The sequence below is a fragment of the Methylobacterium sp. GXF4 genome (assembly GCF_000272495.1).
Classification (GTDB): domain Bacteria; phylum Pseudomonadota; class Alphaproteobacteria; order Rhizobiales; family Beijerinckiaceae; genus Methylobacterium; species Methylobacterium brachiatum.
Map to the genome: position 1 here is coordinate 72,997 of NZ_AKFK01000046.1, position 22,168 is coordinate 95,164.

Consider the following 22,168-nt stretch of genomic DNA (forward strand, 5'->3'; position numbering starts at 1 on the left):
CGGCAGGCTTACGCGGCCCGCACGTTGCGCAGAAACTGCGCCACCTCGGCGCGAAGCTGCTCGGACTGGGTGGCGAGGTCGTCCGACGCCTGGGCCACCGACGAGGCCGCTTGGCCGGCATCGCTGGCCACGCGGGCGACCTCGGCGATGTCGGCGGTCATCCCGCTGGTCCCGGTCGAGGCCTGCCCCATGCTGCGGACGATGTCCTGCGTGGTGACGCCCTGCTCCTCGACGGCGGCCGAGATGCTGGTGGAGACGTGGTTCATAGCCTCGATCTGGGACACGATGCCCTGGATCGCCTCGGACACGCCGCCGGTCACCGCCTGGATCGACGCCACCTGACGGCCGATCTCCTCGGTCGCGCGGCTGGTCTGGGTCGCGAGTTCCTTGACCTCGGCGGCGACCACCGCGAAGCCGCGGCCGGCCTCGCCGGCCCGGGCCGCCTCGATCGTGGCGTTGAGCGCGAGCAGGTTGGTCTGCCCGGCGATGGTGGACACCATCCCGACCACGTCGCCGATGCGGGTCGCGGCGGCGGCGAGATCCGCCATCGTGCCCTCGGCGCGCTTGGCCTCGTCGACCGCGGTGGCCGACATGCCGGCCGCCTGCTCGACCTGGCGCCCGATCTCCTGGACGGTGGCGCCCAGCTCCTCCGCGGCGGCCGCGACGGCGTCGACGTTGTCGGCGGTCTGACGCGCCGCGCTGGCGACGCTGGTCGAGCGCTCCGACGTGCCGGCGACGGCGATCCGCATGGTGCCGGAGGCGCCCTGGAGCGCCGCCACCCCCCGGGTCAGCCCATCGACGATGCCGCCGACGGATTGCTCGAAGCCGCTGGCCAGGTCCTGCAGCATGGCGCGCCGGGCCTGCTCCTCGCGCATCCGCGCAGCCTCGGTGGTCTGAAGCTGCTGCGCCGCCTCCTCCAGCGACATGTCGCGGATCGTGACCACCGCGCGGGCGATGTCGCCGATCTCGTCCCGGCGCCGGCTGCCCGGTACATCGGTGAGCGCCTGACGGTCGGCGAGCGCCTTGAGGGCGCGGGTCAGCGCGCTGAGCGGGGACACGATCGAGCGCGCCAGCAGCAGGCCGAGGACGGCCGTGCCCGCCAGGACGCAGAGGCCGATCAGGAACAGCGTGCGCGAGAGCGCTCGCACGGCGTCGATCGCCTCGGCCTGCGACTGCTCCGCCACCACGGTCCAGGGCGCGCCCAGCACGGAGACCGGCGAGGCCGCCGCCATGTGCGGGCCGTCGGCCGCCGTGAACTCGAAGCTGCCGTCGGCCTTGAGGCGATCGGCTGTGATCCCGAGCGGGGCGACGCCGTCGCCGGCCTTCGCGGTCTTGCTCAGCGGCGGGTTGCTGCGCAGCCGCCCGTCGGCGCCGGCGGCGAGCACCTGGCCGGTCTCTCCGAGGCCGGTCCGCTTCGCCAGCGCCTGATCGAACAGGGTCGGCGTGACCCGCATGACGATGAAGCCGATCCGCTCCGCCGCCTGGGCGGTGCCCATGGCCACGTTCGCCCGCTTTGTCATGGCGCGGCCGATGAAGGCGGCCGGCTGGCCGTCGACCGGGTAGGCCGAGAAATCCTCGAACAGGACCGAGCTCGGATCCGCGGATTTGAGGCGCTCGACCAGCCGCTCCAGCGCCGTGCCCTTGAGCCCGTCATCGGTCACCGACCTGGCGAAATCACCGCCCTTCGTCGTCGTGTAGACGATCCGGCCGGCGTCATCGAGGAACAGCAGGTCGGCGTAGCCGGACTGGGCGACGAGCTTGCGCGCCACCTCCTGCACCTTCACGTGGCGGCGTCCGTACATGCCGGTCCCGTCCAGGGCGACCCGCGCCTCGACGGTCTGCGGCGCCCGGAATGCCTCGACGACCGCGGCGGTCTCGGGCTTCGACGGGTCGAGGGTCTCGATCAGGTCGGGGAAGTTCGAGACGATCTGGGGATGCGCCGCCGCGGCGAGGAAGTCGGCCTGCATCCGGTCGGCGACCAGCTCGATCCCGTCCCGGCGCGCGACCGCGGCCAGCTGGAGCCGCTCATTCGCCGCGTCGATCAGACCGGACTTGGCGGAATACCAGCTGAAGCCACCCATCGCGGTGGCGCTGAGCAGGGCCAACCCGATCGTCATCGCCGGCAGGCGAGAACTCAGCCGCGAAAACATCACCATGGCAGTCCTGTAGGCATTCTGATCGGAGAAACCGCGCAACCTTAGTGCAATGCCACTAAAATCCCGTAAAGATTTGTGGCAAGACGTCGATTCCGGGCACAGAATTCAATCTATCGCGCCGGCGGTGGATCCAAGATTTGCACAGACCCTTGGCCCGCAACGCGACGCGTCAATACGGCCGATATGTAACACCCGTATCAAAGACGTTTTCGAACCGTGTCCCCGGACGCATAAAGTCCCGCAACTTCACCCATCAGGGTTCAGGAGGCCGGGATGGTGGGTAGGTCCCGGGGGGCCGGCCTCGACCGAATGACGTCCGGCCCGGGGCTTGCTGACGATCCGGGCTGGCGTCGCGAATCGTTGGCCTGACCCCGCGAGTCCGCCTAGAGCATCGGCCAACCGCCAGAGCCTTAACCTGCAGAACGGGGACCGGATGACGAGCGAGACCCGCCGAGACGATGCGCGCCGGATCGCGCTGATCGGGGCGCCGATCGAGGTCGGCACCAGCGAACCGGGCGCGCTCATGGGCCCGGCGGCCCTGCGTACGGCCGGGCTCGTTCGAACCCTGTCCGATCTCGGCCATGCGATCGTCGATCACGGCGATGTCGTGCCGGACGGCCCGGCCGACGGGCGGGGCCTCGCCGCCGTCGCGGCCTGGACCCGCGCCCTGTCCCGGGCGGTCGAGGCCGCCCTCGGGGCGGGGTCGGTGCCGCTCGCCGCCGGCGGGGACCACAGCCTGTCGCTCGGCTCGGTCGACGGGGCGATGCGCCATTGCGCCCGGGAGGGCCGGCCGCTCTTCGTGCTCTGGCTCGACGCCCATGCCGATTTCAACACGCCGGAAACCTCGCCCTCGGGCAACGTCCACGGCATGCCCCTCGCGGCCCTGTGCGGCGAGCCGGGTTTCCCGGACCTGTTCGCCGAGCCGGTGCCGGCCCCGCTGCCGCCGGCCAATGTCCACCTGTTCGGCCTGCGCTCGATCGATGCCGGCGAGCGGGCCCTGGTGACGGCCCGCCGGGTCGGCGTCACCGACATGCGCACCATCGACGAGTTCGGCGTCGTCGCCCCCCTGCGGCGCGTGCTCGACCGGGTGGCCCGGGACGGCGCGCACCTGCATGTCAGCCTCGATATCGATTTCCTCGATCCGTCGATCGCCCCCGGCGTCGGCACCACCGTGCCGGGCGGCGCGACCTTCCGGGAGGCGCATCTCATCATGGAGATGCTGCACGATTCCGGCCTCGTCCGCTCCCTCGACGTGGTCGAGCTGAACCCGTTCCTCGACGATCGGGGGCGCAGCGCCCGGGTGCTGGTGGAGCTGGTGGCGAGCCTGTTCGGCCGGCGCATCCTGGACCGGGCCTCGCCCGTGATCGAAGCGGTCTCCGCCGACCAGAACGGCCGCCGCTGATGCCGGACGGTCGGGCCGACGCCCCACCCGACGCGCCGGCCCGCCAGCGTTCGGACGGCCGGGTCCACCTCCGCGCCGGCCCGGTCGGGGGCGGGGACTCGACCCGGATCCTGGATCTCGCCGAATCCGGCCCGTCGCGGTTGCGCTTCCCCCGTGGGGAGGGGGCGCTGGAGGCGGTCCTGGTCAACACCGCCGGCGGGGTCGCGTGCGGCGACGCCTTCACGATCACCCTGGACGTCGCCGCCGGGGCCGACCTCGTTCTGACCACGACGGCGGCCGAGAAGATCTATCGCTCCGACGGCCCTGTGAGCCGGATCGAGAACCGCGTCCTCCTGGCGGAACGGGCCCGGTTGGCCTGGCTGCCCCAGGAGACGATCCTGTTCGATCACGCCCGGGTGCAGCGACGCTTCGAGGCCGACCTGTCCGAAGGGGCCGCCCTGCTGGCCGTCGAGATCGTCGCCTTCGGCCGCGCCGCCCGGGGCGAGCGGATCCATGCCGGGCTGTTCACGGATTCCTGGCGGGTGCGCCGGGCCGGGCGGCTGGTCTATGCCGACAGCCTGGTCCTCGACGGGCCGATCTCCGATCTCCTCGACCGCCCGGCGATCGGTGGCAGCGCGCGCGCCTGCGCGACGGTCTTGGACGTCTCCGAGGGCGCGGAGGGGCGTCTCGACGCCGCCCGCACCCTGCTCGAAGAGGCCGCCGCGCCGGGTATCGAGGCTGCCGCCAGCGCCTGGAACGGCCACCTCGTCATCCGGGCCCTCGCGGACGGAGTCGGGCCGCTGCGCAGCCTGGTCGCCCGTTTCCTCGCCGGGTATCGCGATCGACCGATGCCCCGGGTCTGGCAAAGCTGACGCGTCCGACGGCGAACCGATCATCCGATACGTTCGGCTGCGATCATATTCCCGCGCGGAAGCCGCATCGCGCCCGTTGCCTGCCGCGGCAAACCTCTGCTAGAGACGCGCACCCGGAGCCGGCCGCCAGGCTCCGAGGGCGACGCCGCGGCGTCGCCACGAGGGGCCTCGTGGCGGAGTGGTTACGCAGAGGACTGCAAATCCTTGCACCCCGGTTCGATTCCGGGCGAGGCCTCCATCTTCCCCTCGCATGCCGAGCGCCATCGCGATCAGCCCGCCAGCCTCGCGCTTGCCGGAGGATTGGGCCGCGAAACATGACCGCGGTCCGTCGATGAGGGATGGGGCGACCCGGACTTCTCGACCGTCCGGGGAAAGGGCACCGCGCGACGCCCACGAAACGCGGCTTCGTCGTTCCTCGTCTAGGCCGCAGCGACCTGAGCCAGGAATGTTGCGATCGCCCGCTGGAGATCGTGCGTCCCGGCATTCACCTGCAACGCATTGGTCCTGACCTGCTCCGCCTGCTGCTCGTTCGAGGTCGCGGTGGCGCGCACGCCCGCGACGCTGTTCGAGACCTTCCGGGATTCGCTCGCCGCGCTGGTGATGGCGCGGGCGATCACTTGGCTCGACTGGCCCTGTTGATCGGCCGCGACCGCGACCTCGGCGGCGATGGAACTCATCTCGGCGATCGTCTGACCCACCGTGCCGATCGAGCCGATCGCCCCAACCGTGTCGGCAGCCGCCGCCTGGATCGCCCCGATGTGATGGGCGATACGGTCGGTCGCCTGTGCGGTTTGTGCGGCCAAGTCCTTCACCTCCGTCGCGACGACGGCGAAGCCGCGCCCGACCTCGCCGGCCCGGGCAGCCTCGATCGTGGCGTTGAGAGCCAGCATGTTGGTCTGCCGGGCCACCGCGCGGATCAACGCGATCACGCTCCCGGCCTCGTCGGCGGCCTGGGCCAGGGTCGTCACCGTGGCCACCAGCCCCTGCGTGTCCGAGAGCGCCGTCGAGGCGATCCGGCTCGTATGCCGGACCCGGCCTTCGATCTCCTGGGCCGCAACTGACAACTCCTTCGCGGCGGTCGCGATGCTGACGACGACGCCGGCGGTCTGCTCGGATGCGTCCGCGGCGACAATCACCTGTGCGGTCGTCTCACCGGCAAGGTCCGAGAGCATGTCGGCCGAGGCCTGCATGGCCTCGGCCAGGGCGGCGAGATCGGTCATGGTGCGATGGGTCTCGCGCTCGAAAGCCCGCGTTGCGGCGGCCAGCCGCTCGGCCCGAATGAGATCCTGCGCGCTGCGGGCCCGGGCATCGCCATCGAGCGTTCGCTTTTCGATCAGCGCCGCCTGAAACGCCGCGATTGTGCGCGCCATCTGGCCGATCTCATCCTGTCGATCGGCGAAGGGGACCACGTCGTCGAGCTGGTCCGCGGCCAAGGCCTGCATGGCCGATTTGAGCCGGGCCAGGGGCCTCTGGATCTGAGTGAGGACGATCCAAGTCGCCGCGAGGAGCGCCAGGGCGAGCGCCACGGCCGGCACGACGATCAGCGCGAGGATCGCCCGCCTCTGCTCCAGGGAGCCGATCACGCGCTGGTCGTCGAGGCGGGCCAGCACCTCGCCACCGAGCGCGCCGATCTCCGCGATCATGCGCTCGCGGTTCTTCACCGTCGCCTCGTCGGTCGCCTGGATCAGGGCGGCCTTGGGCGAGATCGTCAGGCCGAGCTCGGCGGTCTCGGTCTGGTAGGCGATGAACTCCTTCACGAACAGGTCGAACCGGCGGCGGCGCTCCGGCGGCAGATGATGGTCCATCGCCGCCAGGAACGGCACGCGGACACGCTCCACCGCGGCCAAAGCGTCCTGCAACGCCGACAAACGCGTGCGCGCTTCCTCGGCATCGGCGGCGGTATAGACGGCTGTGGCCTGCACCACGGCATGCTCGAGCGCCTGACCCAGGGCCCCCGCCTGGAGCCCGGCATTCCAGATCTCGTCGGTGGCGGCAGCACGCTCCTGCTCCCAGAGCGATTGCCGGACGGCAAAGGCCGAGATGCCGATCGCCACGAAGCCCAGCAGGCCGATAACCGCCGCCAGCTTGAAGCCGAAAGAATTGCGCATCGGAAAAACGATAGCCTTCTCAATACGGGCCGACGCGTGATGGCGTCGCCGCAATGCAATGGAATGCGATGAAATGATTCGATGTCGGGGCCGCCCATAACGGGCGTCCAGATCCCAGGATGTCAGCGAGGCCGACACCGGGATTCGGTCGTGACGGATTGCTCCGGTGACCGAAGGGCCGGAATGCGGGTCGAGCCGCGGCGCTTCAGCAGGCGGTCGTCGCGGCGCGGACGCTCAGCCCGACCTGTACGGCGCGACGCGGAGGTGGCAAGGCAACCCCAGCGGGGTTGTGATCGGCAATGCAGACATGGATCGGCGGAGTAGGTCGGCGACGCTGATTTCAGCGTGCCCGACAAGATACGGGCCCGCGGAGGCATCCGTCAATACACAATTTGTCCGCTAATCAGCAATACCGTCTCGGCCGTAATGCCGAAATTTATAACTGACGAAACACATCAGTTTTCGACAAAACTCATTATTGAGCATTCCGATACATCAGGACCGTAGATACGCGGGCGTCTCAACGTCCGAACCACATTCCCGTCTTCTTGCCTCGTGAGATTGCTGCCAGGCGCGCGCGGAACGATAGAGCCGAGGGGCATCGGACTCACGGGGCCCGCGGCGATCGGCACCGCACGCCCGAGGCGGCCCCCATCCTGGTCGGGCGCCGCGATCGCGTGACGCCGTGGGCGCGGAGCAGCGCGGATCAGCCCAAGCCTCGCCCCGGCGCGATGCGTTGCCTCGCTATCGCCGATCGCGCATTCCCCGATGCCAGCCGGATGCCGGTCAGGCGGCGTGCACCTGACCGAGGAAGGTTTCGATCGCCTGCTGCAGGGTCCGGGTTCCGGTGCTCACCCGGGAGGCGCTGCCGCGCACCTGCTCGGCCTGCGTCTCGTTGGAGGCCGCTGCCGCGCGCACGCTCCCGACGCTCTCCGAGACCTTGTGCGAATCGGCCGCCGCATCCGCGATGGCGCGGGCGATCTCCTGGCTGGCCGCGCCCTGCTGATCCGCCGCCAGGGCGACCTCGGAAGCGATCATGCTCATGCGGGCGATGGTCTCGCCGATGGACGCGATGGCGTCGACCGTGTTGGCGGCGGCGCCCTGGATCGACCCGACCTGGCCGGTGATGCGGTCGGTGGCGAGGGCGGTCTGGCTGGCGAGCGCCTTCACCTCGGCCGCCACCACGGCGAAGCCGCGCCCCGCGGCCCCGGCCCGCGCCGCCTCAATCGTGGCGTTGAGGGCGAGCAGGTTGGTCTGCTCGGCAACGCTGCGGATCAGCGTCACGACGGCGTCGATCTCTCCCGCCGCCCGCGACAGGCTTGAGACCGTGATTTCGAGACCTTTCGTGTCGGTCAGCGCGGAGGCCGCGATCTCGCTGGTATGCCGGACCCGTTCCTCGATCTCCCGCGCGGAGGCGGAGAGCTGCTCGGCCGCGCCGGCGATGCTGTCGACCATGTCGGCGGTCTGGTTCGAGGCCCCCGCCACCACGGTCGCCCGGGCGGCCATGTCCCCGGCCGTGCCGGTGAGCGTCGCGGCCGCCTCCTGCATCGCCTCCGCCGACCCGGCCAGATCCGCCACGGCCCGGTGCGTCTCGCCCTCGAAGGCCCGGGTCGCCTCGGCCAGCTGCTCGGCCCGGACCCGGTCGCGCGCACGCCGCTGCCGCGCCTCGGCGTCGAGCTTCTGCTTCTCGATCAGGGCCGTCTGGAACGCCGCGATGGCGCTCGCCATCTCACCGATCTCGTCGCGGCGATGGGTGAACGGGACCGTTTGGCCCAGATCGTTGGCGGCCAGGGCCGTCATGCTGGTCTTCAGGCGGTCGAGCGGCCGACGGACCTGGGTGATGATGATCCAGATCGCCGCGAGCAGGCCGAAGGCGAGCGCCACGGCCGGCACCACGATCAGCGCCAGGCGGGCGGCGCGGCGATCCGCAGCGTCGGCGGCGCGCCGCTCGTTCAGGCGGGCCAGCACTTCGCGGCCGAGCAGGCCGATCTCCGCGATCATGTGCTCGCGGTTCTTCACCGTCGCCTCGTCGGTCGCCTGGATCAGCGCGGCCTTCGGCGAGATCGTCAGGCCGAGCTCGGCCGTATCGGTCTGGTAGGCGATGAACTCCTTCACGAACAGGTCGAACCGGCGACGGCGATCCGGCGGGAGCTGATCCTCCATCGCCTCGAGGAACGGCACGCGGACCTGCTCCACGGCTGCCAGGGCGTCGTGCAGCGCGGACAGGCGCGTGCGCGCCTCGGTGGTGTCCTCGGCGGTGTAGAGGGCGGTGGCCTGCACGACTGCATGCTCGATCGCCTGCCCCAGCGCGCCGGCCTGCAGGCCGGCATTCCAGATCTTGTCGGTGGCGGCCGCGCGCTCCTGCTCCCACAGCGACTGCCGGATGGCGAAGGCCGAGATACCGGCCGCCACGAAGCCCAGCAGGCCGACCACCGCCGCCAGCTTGAAGCCGAGAGAAATGCGCATGACGAGGAGACCGGTTTCCGCGAGAATCGAGTGGGAAGGCACTAATCTAACAACGTTTGCGACGGGGTTAAATATAGCCGGCAAACACGCTGCGCTTAGATTGCAGCATAGCTGAGCAGATCTGCGGCCATCAAGTCGGCCTTGGCTTTTCGATTACAAAGATCACGCAAAAATCTTCGATGGCCGGAATTTTCCGGCGCTGCGAAAGCTGATGCGCGCCGCGCGAATCGGCCGGCGAAAGCCGCGAGCCGCCCGCTTCAAAGGCCGTGCGCCAGGATCAGGCGCGCCGCGAGGGCGACGATCAGGAAACCGAGCAGGGCCAGGCTGATGTAGTAGGGCATGCGGCTGCCGCGCTCCTGATCGAGCGCGTAGGCTTCATGGGAGCCGTCTGGATCCCGCAACATCGTCAACACTCCAAAGGCGAAACGGCAACGGCCGTGTTCCGCCCGGGGATCACGGGCCGCGGACATGCGGGAGCCACGGACGATCGGGCGAGGGCGGCTTGGACTGAACACACGGCTCGAGAGCCCTGGGGTCGAGTCGGCGGGGCCTCTGCTCGGGCACGCACCCGGCAACGGGCCACGCCAGCGGGCCGTTCTCTAGGCCGATGCCGTGACGATCGCATGACCACACGGGCTTGAGCGGCGCGGCAACCCGGACCCGAGCGTGTCCGAACCGCGAACCAGCTGTTGCGAAAGGGAGACACCCGGGGCCGATTGGGCGCCGGCAAACCACCCTTTCGAAGGCGCACCTCCGCGAACGGCACCAATCCCGCGATTCAGGGTCTTGCGTCTCGCGATCCCGGTGTGTACAGACCCGCTCGTGATCCCCGATAGCTCAGTTGGTAGAGCAGGCGACTGTTAATCGCCTTGTCGCAGGTTCGAGTCCTGCTCGGGGAGCCATCAACCTCCCAACATCTTCAGATCGTTGCGCTTTTAACCTTCGCTCCCCTACCGGGCCGCGGGGTGGCGGCACGACGTCTGCGTTCGAGCGGCCGCATTATTCGGCCGCGCTCGGCATTGCCGCTCGCGGAGCCCGGCCCCTGGTCGGTCGATGCGATGGTCATTCCCCGGCCGACGGCCGCTCCAGCCCGGCAATCTTCACGCGACACTTACGCGAACGGCCGCGGATCCCGCTCGCATGCTTATGCGGGATGGCCCAATTTCCGGGCGCGGTCCCTGGAGGATCGCGCGAACCCCAGACATCCGATGTCGCCCATCATGCAAGTCGTGGCCCCGGCGGGCGAGACCGCCCGGTTCATCGTCGGCCAGGATCCCGAAGGCCACTGGGTCGCGATCGAGATCCACGGGCGGGCCGGCGGGCTGTTCCGGAGCCGGGAGGCGGCGGTAGATTATGCGGCGGACGAGACCGACCACCGGCCCGATGCCGTGTCGCTGTCGGCGGAGCGCATCGAACTGCAGCTGTGATGCCGGCGGCCGAGCCTGTCAGCGCGCGCCCGCCACACCGGGCGGCCGGAGCGTGGGCTCGTCGTCGGGCGCGCGCAGGCGGTAGCCGACGCCGGTCTCGGTGAGCAGGAGGCGCGGCCGTTCGGGGTCGGCCTCCAGCTTCTGGCGAAGCTGGCGCATGTAGACGCGCAGATATTGCGGATCGGAGGAGACCGAGACCGCCTGCATCAGCTGCGCGTGGGTCAGCACCTTGCCGGCATGGTGCACCAGCACGCGCAGGAAATCGTATTCGCGCGGGGTGAGCTTCACCTCGGAATCGTCGACCTTCACGATCCGCCGGACGAGGTCGATCGACAGGCGGTCGACCCGGAAGATCGGGCGCTCGCCCTGGACGGCGAGCTGGTGGCGAAGGGCCGCGCGCAGGCGGGCCAGCAGTTCCGCCATCCCGAAGGGCTTGGTGACGTAATCGTCGGCTCCGAGATCCAGCGCCTCGACCTTGCCGCCCTCGTCGGTGCGGCTCGACAGAACCACAACCGGCAGCTCCGGATGGCGCGTCCGGATCGCGCGCAGCAGATCGTGGCCGCGCATGTCCGGCAGGCCGAGATCCAGGATGACGAGGTCGACCCGGTCGCGGCCCAGCACCTCCAGGGCGGCGGCGGCGTTGGGCGCCTCCAGGATGGCGTAGCCCTGGGTGGAGAGCCCCGTGCGCAACAGCTTTCGGATCGGCGGCTCGTCGTCGATGACCAGGATGGTCGGGCTCATGCGGCGATGTCCTTGGGCGCGGTCCGGGCCGGGACCGGCAGCATCACGGTGAAGACGGCGCCACGGCGGTCGCGCCGGTTGGCGGCGGTGACGGTGCCGCCCATGGCCTCGACGAAGCCCCGGGCGATGGCGAGCCCCAGCCCGGTGCCGGCCCGGACCCGGTCGCTCTTGCGCACCCGGTGGAACTTGTCGAACACGCGCTCGACCTCGGATTCCGGCAGGCCGTCGCCCTCGTCCAGGATGTCGAGACGCACCCGTCCGCCCTCCCGGCGCGCGCTCAGGGTCACGGTCGAGCCCGCGGGCGCGTATTTGCCGGCATTGTCGAGCAGGTTGAACAGCACCTGCTCGAACAGGACCGGGTCGAGCCGGAGCACCGGCAGGTCGGGCGCCAGATCGACCGCCACGCGATGCTCGGCCAGCACCGCCTCGGCCCGGCGCAGGGCCGTGTCGACGATCTCGGCGACGTCCTGGGGCGCGAGGTTCGGGGCGACCGCGCCGGCCTCAAGCCGGGTCATGTCGAGCAGGTTGGCGATGAAGCGGTTCAGCCGCTCGGATTCCGTGATGATCGTCGCCAGGAGCTCGGCCTTGGCATCGGGCGGCAGGTCGGCGTCGAGGTCGCGCAGGGTGCTGGCCGCCCCGAGCACGGAGGCCAGCGGGGTCCGCAGGTCGTGGCTGATCGAGGTCAGCAGGGCCTGACGCAGGCGGTCGGTTTCGGCAGCGCGCTCGGCCCGGTCGAGATCCTCCACGAGCCGCACCCGCTCGATGGCGAGCGCGCCCATGTCGGCGAGCGCGTCGAGGAGGCGCCCCCCCTCCGGGGTCAGGATCGGCCCGGCGCCGTCCGCGTCGAGGCCGATCACCCCGATCGTGCCGCGGCCGGTGCGCATCGGCAGGAACAGCCGCTTGGCGCCCGGCAGTGTGTCGGCGCCGCGGCCGGCCGGGCGATCGTTGCCGAAGGCCCATTGGGCCGCCGCGAGATCGGCCGCGTCCAGCCGGTCCTCCGGCGGGTAGCCCGCCCGCACCGCGACGGTCGTCCCGTCGGGCAGCAGCAGGACCACCCGGACCTTGAGCATGGCGGCGACCTGCGCGCAGGTTGCCCAGAGCACGTCGTCCAGGGTGCCGCAGCCCGCGAGCTTGCGCGAGAACCCGAACAGCCGCTCGGTGGACCTGGCCCGTCCCTGGCTGACCATCGCGATCCGGCGGGCGCGGGCGGCGAGGTTGGAGACCAGCACGGCGACCAGGGTGAACAGCAGGAAGGCCGCCACGTTGGTCGGGTCGGCGATGGTGAAGGTGTAGACCGGCGGCAGGAAGAAGAAGTTGTAGGCGAGCGAGGCCGAGACCACCGCGGCGAGGGACGGCCCGAGCCCCCATCGCACCGCGACCGCGACGACCCCGGTCAGCAGCATGAGATCGGCATTCTCGATGCCGGTATAGGGCTGAAGCAGCAGGGCCGCGCCGAGCGCCGCCAGCGTCGCCAGCAGGGCCATCAAGTAGGGGCCGGTCTCGAAGGTCGCGGCCGGGGCCACGGTCGCCACAGCCCGGCGGGACGGGGCCTCGGCCGGCACGGCCTCGCCGGGCACCACGTGGACGCTGATATTGCCGCTGCGGCGCACGAGGTCGTGCACCACCGACCCGTTCAGAAGCTCGAAGATCCACGCCCGCGCCGCCTTGCCGACCACGATGTGGTTGACGTTGGCGGAGCGGGCATAGGCCAGGATGTCGTCGGCGACGCGCCGGCCCCCGGGCAGGGTGACGGCGTCGCCCCCGAGCCGGTCGGCGAGCCGCAGGGTCTCGGCGATGCGGTCGCGCTCGGCCTCGCTGCGGGTGCTGGCGCGCGGGGCCTCAATGAACAGGGCCGTCCAGGGCGCGTGCAGCCGGTCGGCGACGCGCTTGGCGTAGCGCACGAGGCCGGCCGAGCGCGGATCGTCGCTGATGCAGACCAGCACCCGCTCGCCGGCGCTCCAGGGCCCCGCGATGGCGTTGGCCTGCATGTGGCTGAGCAGTTCGTCGTCGACCCGGTCGGCGGTCCGGCGCAGGGCGAGCTCGCGCAGGGCCGTGAGGTTGCCCCGGGAGAAGTAGTGCTTCAGCGCGCGCTCGGCGTTGGTCGGGACGTAGACCTTGCCGTCCTTCAGACGCTGGATCAGGTCGTCCGGGTTGAGGTCGACCACCTCGATATCGTCGGCCCGGTCCAGAATGCCGTCCGGAACGGTCTCGCGGACGCGGATGCGGGTGATCTGCGCCACCACGTCGTTGAGGCTCTCGACATGCTGGATGTTGAGCGTCGTGTAGACGTCGATGCCGGCGTCGAGCAGCTCCTCGACATCCTGATAGCGCTTCGGGTGGCGCGAGCCCGGCGCGTTGGTGTGGGCGAGCTCGTCGACCAGCGCCAAGGCCGGCCGGCGGGCCAGCAGGGCGTCGAGGTCCATCTCGTCGAGTTTCGAGCCGTGATAGGGCACGGCGCGGCGCGGGAGGACTGAGAAGCCGTCGAGCAGGGCCTCGGTCTCGGCCCGGCCATGGGTCTCGACGATGCCCACCACCACGTCGATGCCGGCCTCCCGCTTGGCGCGGGCGATGGTCAGCATCTCGTAGGTCTTGCCGACCCCGGGGGCGGCCCCCAGGAACACCTTCAGCCGGCCGCGGATGCGGGCCTCCCGACGCGCGGCTTCGAGCAGCGCGTCGGGGGAGGGGCGGTCCGGATCACGGCCGGTCTCGGGCATGCTTTCCCTTCAGCGCGGGGCCAGGCCGTCCAGGGCGAGGTTGAGGGCTAGCACGTTCACCCGGGGCTCGCCGAGCAGTCCCAGCGTGCGCCCCGCGGTCTGCGCGGCGACGAGCTGGCGCAGGCGCTCCTCGGGGAGGTTGCGGGCCTTGGCGACCCGGGGGACCTGGTACAGGGCGGCCTCCGGGGAGATGTCCGGGTCGAGGCCCGAGCCGCTGGCGGTGACGAGGTCCACCGGGACCGGCTGGGCGGGATTCTCCGCGGCCAGCGCGTCGCGGTCGCCCTTGACCCGCTCGGCCAGCGCGGCACTCGTCGGGCCGAGATTGGAGCCCGACGAATTGGACGCGTTGTAGGGGGCCGGCACGGTCTTGGTCGGATCGGCGGGATCCGCGGCGCTCGTGGCCGAGGGGCGGCCGTGGAAGTAGGTGGCCCCGGCAAAGCTCTGGCCGATCAGGCTCGAGCCGACGACGTGACCGTCGCGCTCGATCAGGCTGCCGGCAGCGCGCGCCGGGAAGATGAGGCCGGCGAGGCCGGTGACGGCCAGCGGGTAGGCGAGGCCGGTGATCGCGGTCAGGATCGTGAGCAGGACCAGGGCGGGGCGAAGCTGTCTGAGCATGGCGGGTCTTCCGGCGAACGGGTTCAGGCGAGGTGCAGGGCGGTGACGGCGAGGTCGATGGCCTTGATGGCCGCGAACGGCACCAGGACGCCGCCGAGCCCGTAGATCAGCAGGTTCCGGCGCAGCAGCGCGGCGGCGCCGACCGCCCGATAGGTCACGCCCCGCAGGGCGAGGGGGATCAAAGCCACGATGATCAGGGCGTTGAAGATGATCGCCGACAGGATCGCGCTCTGGGGCGAGGCGAGGCCCATGACGTTGAGCGCCTGGAGCTGCGGGTAGAGCCCCAGGAACATCGCCGGGATGATCGCGAAGTACTTCGCGACGTCGTTGGCGATGGAGAAGGTGGTCAGCGCTCCCCGGGTCATCAGCAATTGCTTGCCGATGCCGACGATCTCGATGAGCTTGGTCGGGTCGCTGTCGAGGTCGACCATGTTGCCGGCCTCGCGGGCCGCCACCGTGCCGGTGTTCATGGCGACGCCGACATCGGCCTGCGCCAGCGCCGGGGCGTCGTTGGTGCCGTCGCCGCACATGGCCACCAGCTTGCCCTGCGCCTGCTCGGCGCGGATCAGTGCCAGCTTGTCCTCCGGGGTGGCCTGCGCGAGGAAGTCGTCGACGCCGGCCTCGGCGGCGATGGCGGCGGCGGTCATTGGGTTGTCGCCGGTGATCATGACCGTGCGGATGCCCATCCGGCGCAGCTCCGCGAAGCGCTCGCGGATGCCGCCCTTCACGATGTCCTTCAGATAGACGACACCGAGCAGCCGGCCGTCGCGGGCCACCGCCAGGGGCGTGCCGCCGGCCTTGGCGATCTCTTCGGCAATGGCGCGGATCTCGGCGACGGATTCGGGCTCCGCTTCCGGCTGATAGGCCAGGGCGGCGTTCGAACCCCGGCTCGCCATGGGCTGCGCCGAGACCGAGGCGATCACCGCCTCGACCGCGCCCTTGCGGATGGAGACGCCGTCGAGATCGACGCCGCTCATGCGCGACTGGGCGGTGAAGGGCACGAAGCTGGCATTGAGGCCGGCCATGTCCCGGGCGCGGATGCCGTAGGTCTCCTTGGCCAGCACCACAATCGAGCGGCCCTCCGGGGTCTCGTCGGCGAGCGAGGCGAGCTGAGCCGCGTCGGCGAGATCCGCCGCGGTCACGCCGGCGATCGGCCGGAACTCGGTGGCCTGGCGGTTGCCCAGCGTGATCGTGCCGGTCTTGTCCAGGAGCAGCGTGTCGACGTCGCCGGCCGCCTCGACCGCCCGGCCCGACAGGGCGAGGACATTGAAGCGCACCAGCCGGTCCATCCCGGCGATGCCGATGGCCGAGAGCAGCGCGCCGATCGTGGTCGGGATCAGGGTGACGAACAGGGCGACCAGCACGATCAGCGGGATCGCGCCGCCGGCATAGGCGGCGAAGCTCGGGATCGAGGCCACCGCGAACACGAACACGATGGTCAGCCCGGCGAGCAGGATGTTGAGCGCGATCTCGTTCGGGGTCTTCTGGCGCGACGCGCCCTCGACCAGGGCGATCATCCGGTCGACGAAGGTCGAGCCCGCCGCCGCGGTGATCCGCACCCGGATCTGGTCGGAGAGCACCTGCGTGCCCCCGGTCACCGCCGAGCGGTCGCCGCCGGATTCCCGGATGACGGGGGCCGATTCGCCGGTGATCGCCGCCTCGTTGACCGAGGCGACGCCCTGGATTACCTCGCCGTCGGACGGGATCAGCTCGCCGGCCTCGACCAGCACGACGTCGCCGACCTTGAGGCTGGTGCCCGGAACGGTCTCGTAGCTTTCGCCGGGGCCGGTGAGGCGCTTGGCCATCATCTCGGTGCGGGTGCGGCGCAGGCTGTCGGCCTGGGCCTTGCCGCGGCCCTCGGCCAGGGCTTCGGCGAAGTTGGCGAAGACCAGAGTGAACCACAGCCACAGGATGATCTGGCCGGAGAACAGCAGGTCGCCGGCGCCGGTGGCGACGTCGCGCAGGAACAGCACGGTGGTGAGCGCGGCCACGACCTCGACCACGAACATGACCGGGTTGCGGATCATGGCGCGCGGGTCGAGTTTCTTCACGGAGCCGAGGAGCGCCGGCCCGACCAGGGCGGGGCTGAACAGGGAAGCGGTCTTGCGGGACATGGATCGGGTGTCCGGAGAGGGGCGGGGAGGCGCAAGCGCGCCTCGGGATGTCAGGGTGCGGTGCCGGCGGTGAGCGCGTGGGCCGCCATCAGCGCCAGGGCCGCGAGCAGCAGGACGCCGAGCAGCGCCAGCACGAGGTCGGAGGTCCGCGGCGGCGGTGCGCCGGCCCGATGCCGCGCAGGCGGAGCCCGGTGCAGCATCAGGTGGTGGCGCGGCATGCGCCGGGTCGGGAGGGTGCGCCGCATCTCAGCCGCCCGTCGCGAAGGTCTGGCCGGCCGAACCGGCGAGGTGCTCGACCACCGGGCCCAGGGCCAGGGACGGGAAGAAGGTCAGGCCGCCGACGATCAGGATCACCCCGACGAGCAGCCCGATGAACAGGCCGCCATGGGTCGGGAAGGTGCCGGCCGAGGCCGGGAGCGTCTTCTTGGCGGCGAGCGACCCCGCGATGGCGAGCACCGGGATCTTCACGAAGAACCGGCCGACCAGCATCGCGAGGCCGAGCGTGCTGTTGTAGAACAGGGTGTTGGCCGTGAGCCCGCCGAAGGCCGAGCCGTTATTGGCCGCCGCGGAGGTGTAGGCGTAGAGGATCTCGGTGAAGCCGTGCGGCCCGGCATTGGCCGGACCGGCCAGCCCCGCCGGCAGCACAGTGGCGAGGGCGGTGCCGCCCAGCATCATGAGCGGCAGGCACAGGATGCCGAGCATCGCCATCTTCACCTCCCGCGCCTCGATCTTCTTGCCGAGATATTCGGGGGTCCGCCCGACCATCAGGCCGGCCACGAAGATCGCCACGATCACGAAGACCAGCATGCCGTAGAGACCGGCCCCGACGCCGCCGATGACGACCTCGCCGAGCTGCATGTTGATCAGCGGGATCATGCCGCCGAGCGCCGTGAAGCTGTCGTGCATGGCGTTGACCGCGCCGCAGGAGGCCGCCGTGGTGACCACGGCGAACAGGGCCGAGGCCACGATCCCGAAGCGGACCTCCTTGCCCTCGAAGTTGCCGCCGGCGAATCCGAGGCCGTTGAGCACGGAGCCGCCCTGCGCCTCGGCCCAGTAGGTGACGAGGACGCCGGCCAGGAACAGGAATCCCATGGCGCCGAGGATCGCCCAGCCCTGCCGCTCGTCCCCGACCATGCGGCCGAACACGTTGGTGAGGGCCGCACCGATCGCGAAGATCGAGACCATCTGGACGAAGTTGGACAGCGCCGTGGGATTCTCGAACGGGTGCGCGGCGTTGGCATTGAAGAAGCCGCCGCCATTGGTGCCGAGCATCTTGATCGCCACCTGGCTCGCCACCGGGCCGATCGCGATGGTCTGCTTGGCCCCTTCCAGCGTGGTCGCGTCGATCGAGGCGCCGAGCGTCTGCGGCACGCCCTGCCAGACCAGGAACAGCGCGTAGGGGATGCAGAGCGGCACCAGCACGTAGAGGGTGGCCCGGGTGACATCGACCCAGAACGACCCGATCGTGCCGGAGGAGGCCCGGGCGAAGCCGCGGATCAGCGCCACCGCCACGGCGATGCCGGTGGCGGCCGACAGGAAGTTCTGGTGGGTCAGCCCCAGCATCTGGGCGAGGTACGAGAGCGTGGTCTCGCCCCCGTAGGATTGCCAGTTGGTGTTGGTGACGAAGCTCGTCGCCGTGTTGAAGGCGAGATCCGGCGCCACGGCGGCCTGCTCGGCCGGGTTCAGCGGCAGGAGCGCCTGAAGCCGCAGGATCGCGTAGAGCAGCGCGAAGCCCAGCAGGTGGAACAGGATCACCCCGCCGGCATAGGCGAGCCAGTGCTGCTCCTGGCGGGCATCGATGCCGGCCACGCGGTAGAAGGCCCGCTCCACCGGGGCCAGGATCGGCGAGAGCGGCGTGCGCTCGCCGTTGAAGACGCGCGTCATGTAGAGCCCGAGGGGCTTCACGAGCGCCAAGACGACCGCGCAATACAGCGCGATCTGCATCCAGCCGTTGAGGGTCATGGGAGGAGTCCGTCCGGGCCGCTCAGAACCGCTCGGGGCGGACGAGGGCGTAGGTGAGGTAGCCGAGCAGCCCGAGGGTCGTGAGGGCGCCGAGGGTGAGGTCGAGGCTCATGGCGGCCTGTCTCCTCAGAAGCGGTCGCAGAGCAGGGCGTAGCCCTCGCTCAGGGCGAAGAACGCCAGCCCCGCGGCGATGACGATGAGATCGGGCATGATGGGTCCGTGTCGGTTCGCCGGATGGCCCGCGGCCATGCCGCGACCGATCCCGGCCGACCCGGATTGTGGGCGGGAACCGCGTTAGGGTTCGAGACGGAGGGGAGGGCGATCTTATAAGGATCGCATCAGGATCGGCGGGGCGGAGCCGTGCCCGGACCGGGCGCACGTTCCTGCCGGGGGCGGTTTCACGCATCCCCGGACGCGGCACGGGTCCCCTCTCCCGCACGGGAGAGGGGACCTGTCGCGGCCTGCATATGTCGGTATGTGAATGCGTCGGCCCTCACGCGGGGCGCCCCGACCGCGTTCGGCAGCTTGCGTGTTCGCTGGTGTCCGCAGGGCAGGGCGTGCGCCCTTAGCTGTCAGCCCGGGCCAAGACACCGCCCCGACGCAAGATACCGCCCCGACGCCGGCAAAATCTGCCGCGCGGCCGATCCTGCCGGCATGATCCCTTCTTCGCCCTTTGAAATCACAGGGAAAATTCTGGAACGCGCCGTGCCTGCTCTCGCACAGGAACTTCGCGAGGGCGTTTCATGTCGGTCGGTTCGGTCACGAGCAGCAGCCTCCAGCGGGACTTGCTCAGCGCCCTGCGGCAGACGCGGGCGACGTCCGCGCAGCAGACGGACGGAAACCCCTTCGCGGTCGCCAGCCAGGCGACGGGCGCATCGAATGCCACGGGGGCCGCGACGGCCTCCGGCAGCACGGCGTCCGGTCCCGCGCTCTCGAACGACCTGATGGCCTCGCTGCTGCAGGTGCAATCCGACTTCAGCCAGATCAACGCGCAGGGTGGCCTGGCACCGCCCACCTCGTCGACGAGCGTCACCGATGGATCGGCGTCCGACGCCAGTTCGGCGGACGGCCAGGCCTCGGGGAATCCCGCGCCGGTCCATCACCATCGGGGGGCCCATGCCCGTCCCGCCGGCTCCGCGAGCTGGGACGTGACCGGTTCCACCCCCTCCGGGAACGACAGCACGGCGGCGGCCACGGCCACCGGCCCCTCGGGCGGCGACGCGAACCCGCTCAGCGGCATCGAGGACGGCCTGCAGGCGCTGCTGCAGCAGGTCACGAAGGCGATCGCCGCCTACACCACCGCCGGACCGGTCGGGCTGGCGGCTTCCGCCCTCTCGACCTCGTCCAAGGCCTGATCGGCCGGATCACGGCGGCGGGGCGGCGGCCGAACCGCCGCGCGGAACGCGGTCAATCGGCTTTCACAAGGTAACCATGCGCCGCCGAGACGTCGGATGATGATCCCCGGCGCCACAGCCCGCGCGATGCTGTAAGTCACGGGCGAATGCGCGGATCGGAGATTGCCATGTCCCTCACCGTACCGGTCATCCTCGGCAGCGTCCGCTCGGACCGTATCGGCATCCGGGCTGCCCGGTTCCTGATCGCCCGGCTCGAAGCGCGCGGGCACGTCGCCCCGCTGGTCGATCCCGCCGAGCTGAGCCTTCCGCTCCTCGACCGCATGTACAAGGAATACCCGGCCGGCACCGCCCCGGAGCCGCTGGAGCGGCTCGCCACGCTCTACCGGGGCGCGGATGCCTTCCTGGTGGTCTCGGCCGAGTACAATCACGGCATTCCGCCGGCCCTGTCGAACACCCTCGACCACTTCCTGGAGGAGTATTACTGGCGGCCGTCGGCGATCTGCTGCTACTCCGCCGGCCAGTTCGGCGGCGTCCGCGCCGCGATGCCGCTCCGGGCGATGCTGTCCGAACTCGGCATGCCCAGCATCCCGTCGCTCCTGCCGATCCCGCGCCTTCAGAAGGCCCTTGCGGAGGACGGAACGCCCACGGATGCCTGGATCGAGAAGGCAGCCGCCAAGTTTCTCGACGAGCTCGCGTGGTATGCCGAGGCTCTCGGCGAGCGGCGCAAGGCCGGGACGCCGTACTGAAGGGCGCATTCCGTAGATCCGGTCCACACGCGACCGTCTCGTCGCGCCCAGCGCAGCGATCCCGCAACCGGCATCGCTCCGAGATCGTCCGCCATGGGCGATGGCTCCACGGCAGGCGCGATGCGAACCGATCGATAGCGGTGCTAGGCGTCTGCCGCCGGGCGACGAATATCCGAGGACCATTTAAATCCGGCGCCCCAAACGTCCACCGACACCGCCAGAACCAAATTGAAAGCACAAAAACAGAGCCGATAAGCGGCCGCGTCTTTGAGATCGACAATTAAACGCCAGAACAAGTCTTGGGGCTGAAACGATCGATATTCCGACGGATCACGGGCTCGATTGGAAAGCTGTATTGCGCTGTTGCAAAAAGGTGGCTGCACGGGCCGCGGAAGTGTGAGATCTTCCCGGCGTTCCCCATCGCGGACGGATTCCGATGAAACTCGACGAGAGGGCGCTCCTTCAGGAGCGCGTGCGCACGCTTGTCCTGCGTCATGCCCTCGAGGCGGCGCTCGAGCGGCTGGCGGCGGCCACCCGTGAGACGGGCAAGGAGGCCGCGGCCGAGTTCCAGAGCCTGGAGCAATCGCTGCTCTCGGCCGCCCGCAGCATCGCGGATCGCGCCACGTCCCAGAAGCTGGCGGTGCTGGTCGCGGTGGAAGATGCCAGCGCGACGCTCCGGAGCGCCTTCGACAATGCCCATGCCCGGCTGGACGCGCTGCCGGCCGAGCGGCTCTCGACCACCGCGCCGCTGAACGCGGTGGCCGCCTGACGCCTGCGCGGCGCCGGGGCTTTACCGGCGGCGCATCACTGCTTGGCGCGGTTGATGATCGCCCAGAGCGCGTGGGCCACGGGCTCGGACACGGTGCGCCGGTACTTGCGGTGGACGAGCTGGCCGTTGTGGAACACGTCCTGCTCGACGTAGAGCCGCTCGCCGTCCCACCGGACGATGTTGTCGGACTCGATGGTCTCCTCGACGCCGAGATCCCCCCGCAGGATCGTGTTGCCAGTCTGGGTCAGCATACGCGCGTCCTCGTTCACGCTGTTGGTTCGGCGAAGGCAAGCTCCGTCGCGGCACGCGCAGCGAAACTCCCGCACAGGGTCACCATAGGAGCGTGACGCGGCAGGCGCCAGCGAGGCCGCGGTCGCAATCGGAGCAGCGTCACCGCGGATGATCGGGCCGGCCGGCGCGTGCGGATTGCGACGCCCCGCGCCTGATGAGCCGGCTCAACGTGACGCATGTGCGCTTCGGCACCTCCGATCGCGCCTCGCGATGCGATGCTCCGGTGACGCGTCAGGGCTGCACTCAGGTCACCGCCTGGATCGGCAAGGTCGCGACGGAGGCGCCCATGCTCGCTCGCCCGTTTCGATACGTCGCCCCGGTGCTCACGGCCATCAGCCTGATCGCGCTGAGGCTCGCCAGCCCCTTCCTGACGCCGATCGCGGCGCCGCCGCCCGGCGCCGCCGAGGACCGGCGGGTCGTCTTCCGGCACTATCTCTAGCGCGTCGCGACG

20 protein-coding genes and 2 tRNA genes are annotated in these 22,168 nt (G+C 70.5%); 9 read left to right on the plus strand and 13 right to left on the minus strand.

Annotation, left to right across the window (positions count from 1 at the left end; translation table 11 throughout):
• Nucleotides 1-8 precede the first annotated feature (8 nt).
• Entirely contained in the window at nt 9-2,156 is a 2,148-nt protein-coding gene (locus WYO_RS05100; RefSeq protein WP_007559882.1) for a methyl-accepting chemotaxis protein, read from the minus strand.
• 433 nt (nt 2,157-2,589) lie between these two features.
• Between WYO_RS05100 and rocF the strand changes: the two genes are divergently transcribed.
• The 3 genes from rocF (at nt 2,590) to WYO_RS05115 (ending at nt 4,647) form a co-directional block, all read left to right on the plus strand.
• Nucleotides 2,590-3,558 (plus strand): arginase, encoded by a 969-nt coding sequence (gene rocF / locus WYO_RS05105; RefSeq protein WP_007559884.1) that lies wholly within the window; start codon nt 2,590-2,592, stop codon nt 3,556-3,558.
• Nucleotides 3,558-4,409, plus strand: coding sequence for an urease accessory protein UreD (locus WYO_RS05110; protein ID WP_007559886.1), 852 nt, complete (start codon nt 3,558-3,560; stop codon nt 4,407-4,409). Before rocF ends, WYO_RS05110 begins: the two co-directional genes overlap by 1 nt.
• Before the next feature lie 164 nt (nt 4,410-4,573).
• Nucleotides 4,574-4,647, plus strand: a tRNA-Cys gene (locus tag WYO_RS05115).
• Nucleotides 4,648-4,828: 181 nt separating this feature from the next.
• Here WYO_RS05115 and WYO_RS05120 read toward each other — a convergent pair.
• From WYO_RS05120 to WYO_RS31460, 3 genes are all read right to left on the minus strand, one after another.
• Complete coding sequence (locus tag WYO_RS05120) at nt 4,829-6,517, minus strand: HAMP domain-containing methyl-accepting chemotaxis protein (RefSeq protein ID WP_007559888.1); 1,689 nt, start codon at nt 6,515-6,517, stop codon at nt 4,829-4,831.
• Nucleotides 6,518-7,303: 786 nt separating this feature from the next.
• On the minus strand, nt 7,304-8,983 hold the full coding sequence (locus tag WYO_RS05125) for a methyl-accepting chemotaxis protein (RefSeq protein WP_007559890.1): 1,680 nt from the start codon (nt 8,981-8,983) through the stop codon (nt 7,304-7,306).
• A 257-nt stretch (nt 8,984-9,240) separates the two neighbouring features.
• The gene (locus WYO_RS31460) at nt 9,241-9,387 is read right to left on the minus strand and encodes a hypothetical protein (RefSeq protein WP_007559892.1); all 147 of its coding nucleotides are present in this window, start codon (nt 9,385-9,387) and stop codon (nt 9,241-9,243) included.
• A 422-nt stretch (nt 9,388-9,809) separates the two neighbouring features.
• Here WYO_RS31460 and WYO_RS05130 point away from each other — a divergent pair.
• Nucleotides 9,810-9,885 (plus strand) — tRNA-Asn (locus WYO_RS05130).
• A gap of 318 nt (nt 9,886-10,203) precedes the next feature.
• Nucleotides 10,204-10,410, plus strand: coding sequence for a hypothetical protein (locus WYO_RS05135; protein WP_244424065.1), 207 nt, complete (start codon nt 10,204-10,206; stop codon nt 10,408-10,410).
• An 18-nt stretch (nt 10,411-10,428) separates the two neighbouring features.
• Here the strand turns inward: WYO_RS05135 and WYO_RS05140 are convergent, their stop codons facing one another.
• Genes WYO_RS05140 through WYO_RS32355 form a run of 8 tightly spaced genes read right to left on the minus strand, consistent with a single transcriptional unit; the run spans nt 10,429 to nt 18,805 of the window.
• A complete protein-coding gene (locus WYO_RS05140; RefSeq protein ID WP_007559895.1) occupies nt 10,429-11,151 on the minus strand; it encodes a response regulator transcription factor in 723 nt (240 codons plus the stop codon).
• Nucleotides 11,148-13,865, minus strand: a complete 2,718-nt coding sequence (locus tag WYO_RS05145) for a sensor histidine kinase KdpD (RefSeq protein WP_007559897.1) — start codon at nt 13,863-13,865, stop codon at nt 11,148-11,150. The genes WYO_RS05140 and WYO_RS05145 overlap by 4 nt, the downstream gene beginning before the upstream one ends.
• A 9-nt stretch (nt 13,866-13,874) precedes the next feature.
• Nucleotides 13,875-14,480: a K(+)-transporting ATPase subunit C gene (locus WYO_RS05150; protein ID WP_007559898.1), complete on the minus strand. Its 606-nt coding sequence runs from the start codon at nt 14,478-14,480 to the stop codon at nt 13,875-13,877.
• 23 nt (nt 14,481-14,503) lie between these two features.
• Nucleotides 14,504-16,594 (minus strand): potassium-transporting ATPase subunit KdpB, encoded by a 2,091-nt coding sequence (gene kdpB, locus WYO_RS05155; protein ID WP_007559900.1) that lies wholly within the window; start codon nt 16,592-16,594, stop codon nt 14,504-14,506.
• Nucleotides 16,595-16,644: 50 nt separating this feature from the next.
• Complete coding sequence (locus WYO_RS05160) at nt 16,645-16,839, minus strand: hypothetical protein (protein WP_007559902.1); 195 nt, start codon at nt 16,837-16,839, stop codon at nt 16,645-16,647.
• 1 nt (nt 16,840) lies between these two features.
• Complete coding sequence (gene kdpA / locus WYO_RS05165) at nt 16,841-18,556, minus strand: potassium-transporting ATPase subunit KdpA (RefSeq protein ID WP_007559904.1); 1,716 nt, start codon at nt 18,554-18,556, stop codon at nt 16,841-16,843.
• A gap of 22 nt (nt 18,557-18,578) precedes the next feature.
• Nucleotides 18,579-18,668: a K(+)-transporting ATPase subunit F gene (locus WYO_RS05170; RefSeq protein WP_007559906.1), complete on the minus strand. Its 90-nt coding sequence runs from the start codon at nt 18,666-18,668 to the stop codon at nt 18,579-18,581.
• Nucleotides 18,669-18,682: 14 nt separating this feature from the next.
• Nucleotides 18,683-18,805, minus strand: coding sequence for a hypothetical protein (locus WYO_RS32355; RefSeq protein ID WP_007559908.1), 123 nt, complete (start codon nt 18,803-18,805; stop codon nt 18,683-18,685).
• Nucleotides 18,806-19,299: 494 nt separating this feature from the next.
• Between WYO_RS32355 and WYO_RS05175 the strand changes: the two genes are divergently transcribed.
• From WYO_RS05175 to WYO_RS05185, 3 genes are all read left to right on the plus strand, one after another.
• Entirely contained in the window at nt 19,300-19,911 is a 612-nt protein-coding gene (locus WYO_RS05175) for a hypothetical protein (RefSeq protein WP_007559910.1), read from the plus strand.
• Nucleotides 19,912-20,078: 167 nt separating this feature from the next.
• On the plus strand, nt 20,079-20,657 hold the full coding sequence (locus WYO_RS05180) for an NADPH-dependent FMN reductase (RefSeq protein ID WP_007559911.1): 579 nt from the start codon (nt 20,079-20,081) through the stop codon (nt 20,655-20,657).
• Nucleotides 20,658-21,093: 436 nt separating this feature from the next.
• Nucleotides 21,094-21,426 (plus strand): hypothetical protein, encoded by a 333-nt coding sequence (locus tag WYO_RS05185; protein WP_007559913.1) that lies wholly within the window; start codon nt 21,094-21,096, stop codon nt 21,424-21,426.
• A gap of 35 nt (nt 21,427-21,461) precedes the next feature.
• Here WYO_RS05185 and WYO_RS05190 read toward each other — a convergent pair whose 3' ends face one another.
• Entirely contained in the window at nt 21,462-21,677 is a 216-nt protein-coding gene (locus WYO_RS05190) for a hypothetical protein (protein ID WP_007559916.1), read from the minus strand.
• Nucleotides 21,678-21,871: 194 nt separating this feature from the next.
• On the opposite strand from WYO_RS05190, the gene WYO_RS05195 reads away from it, so the two are divergent.
• Nucleotides 21,872-22,156 carry a hypothetical protein gene (locus tag WYO_RS05195; RefSeq protein WP_007559918.1) on the plus strand — a complete coding sequence of 95 codons (285 nt, stop codon included), beginning with the start codon at nt 21,872-21,874 and terminating at the stop codon, nt 22,154-22,156.
• The last annotated feature ends 12 nt before the right edge of the window (nt 22,157-22,168 follow it).

Bases quoted from the DNA above. Each gene is read 5' to 3' on its own strand.
- WYO_RS32355 (WP_007559908.1), bottom strand. From the start codon at position 18,805: ATGGCCGCGGGCCATCCGGCGAACCGACACGGACCCATCATGCCCGAT.
- WYO_RS05140 (WP_007559895.1), bottom strand. From the start codon at position 11,151: ATGAGCCCGACCATCCTGGTCATCGACGACGAGCCGCCGATCCGAAAG.
- WYO_RS05125 (WP_007559890.1), bottom strand. From the start codon at position 8,983: ATGCGCATTTCTCTCGGCTTCAAGCTGGCGGCGGTGGTCGGCCTGCTG.
- WYO_RS05180 (WP_007559911.1), top strand. From the start codon at position 20,079: ATGTCCCTCACCGTACCGGTCATCCTCGGCAGCGTCCGCTCGGACCGT.
- WYO_RS05160 (WP_007559902.1), bottom strand. From the start codon at position 16,839: ATGCGGCGCACCCTCCCGACCCGGCGCATGCCGCGCCACCACCTGATG.
- WYO_RS05170 (WP_007559906.1), bottom strand. From the start codon at position 18,668: ATGAGCCTCGACCTCACCCTCGGCGCCCTCACGACCCTCGGGCTGCTC.
- kdpB (WP_007559900.1), bottom strand. From the start codon at position 16,594: ATGTCCCGCAAGACCGCTTCCCTGTTCAGCCCCGCCCTGGTCGGGCCG.
- WYO_RS05145 (WP_007559897.1), bottom strand. From the start codon at position 13,865: ATGCCCGAGACCGGCCGTGATCCGGACCGCCCCTCCCCCGACGCGCTG.
- WYO_RS05100 (WP_007559882.1), bottom strand. From the start codon at position 2,156: ATGGTGATGTTTTCGCGGCTGAGTTCTCGCCTGCCGGCGATGACGATC.
- WYO_RS05110 (WP_007559886.1), top strand. From the start codon at position 3,558: ATGCCGGACGGTCGGGCCGACGCCCCACCCGACGCGCCGGCCCGCCAG.
- WYO_RS05135 (WP_244424065.1), top strand. From the start codon at position 10,204: ATGCAAGTCGTGGCCCCGGCGGGCGAGACCGCCCGGTTCATCGTCGGC.
- WYO_RS05175 (WP_007559910.1), top strand. From the start codon at position 19,300: ATGTCGGTCGGTTCGGTCACGAGCAGCAGCCTCCAGCGGGACTTGCTC.
- WYO_RS05195 (WP_007559918.1), top strand. From the start codon at position 21,872: ATGAGCCGGCTCAACGTGACGCATGTGCGCTTCGGCACCTCCGATCGC.
- rocF (WP_007559884.1), top strand. From the start codon at position 2,590: ATGACGAGCGAGACCCGCCGAGACGATGCGCGCCGGATCGCGCTGATC.
- WYO_RS05150 (WP_007559898.1), bottom strand. From the start codon at position 14,480: ATGCTCAGACAGCTTCGCCCCGCCCTGGTCCTGCTCACGATCCTGACC.
- WYO_RS05185 (WP_007559913.1), top strand. From the start codon at position 21,094: ATGAAACTCGACGAGAGGGCGCTCCTTCAGGAGCGCGTGCGCACGCTT.
- WYO_RS05120 (WP_007559888.1), bottom strand. From the start codon at position 6,517: ATGCGCAATTCTTTCGGCTTCAAGCTGGCGGCGGTTATCGGCCTGCTG.
- WYO_RS31460 (WP_007559892.1), bottom strand. From the start codon at position 9,387: ATGTTGCGGGATCCAGACGGCTCCCATGAAGCCTACGCGCTCGATCAG.
- kdpA (WP_007559904.1), bottom strand. From the start codon at position 18,556: ATGACCCTCAACGGCTGGATGCAGATCGCGCTGTATTGCGCGGTCGTC.
- WYO_RS05190 (WP_007559916.1), bottom strand. From the start codon at position 21,677: ATGCTGACCCAGACTGGCAACACGATCCTGCGGGGGGATCTCGGCGTC.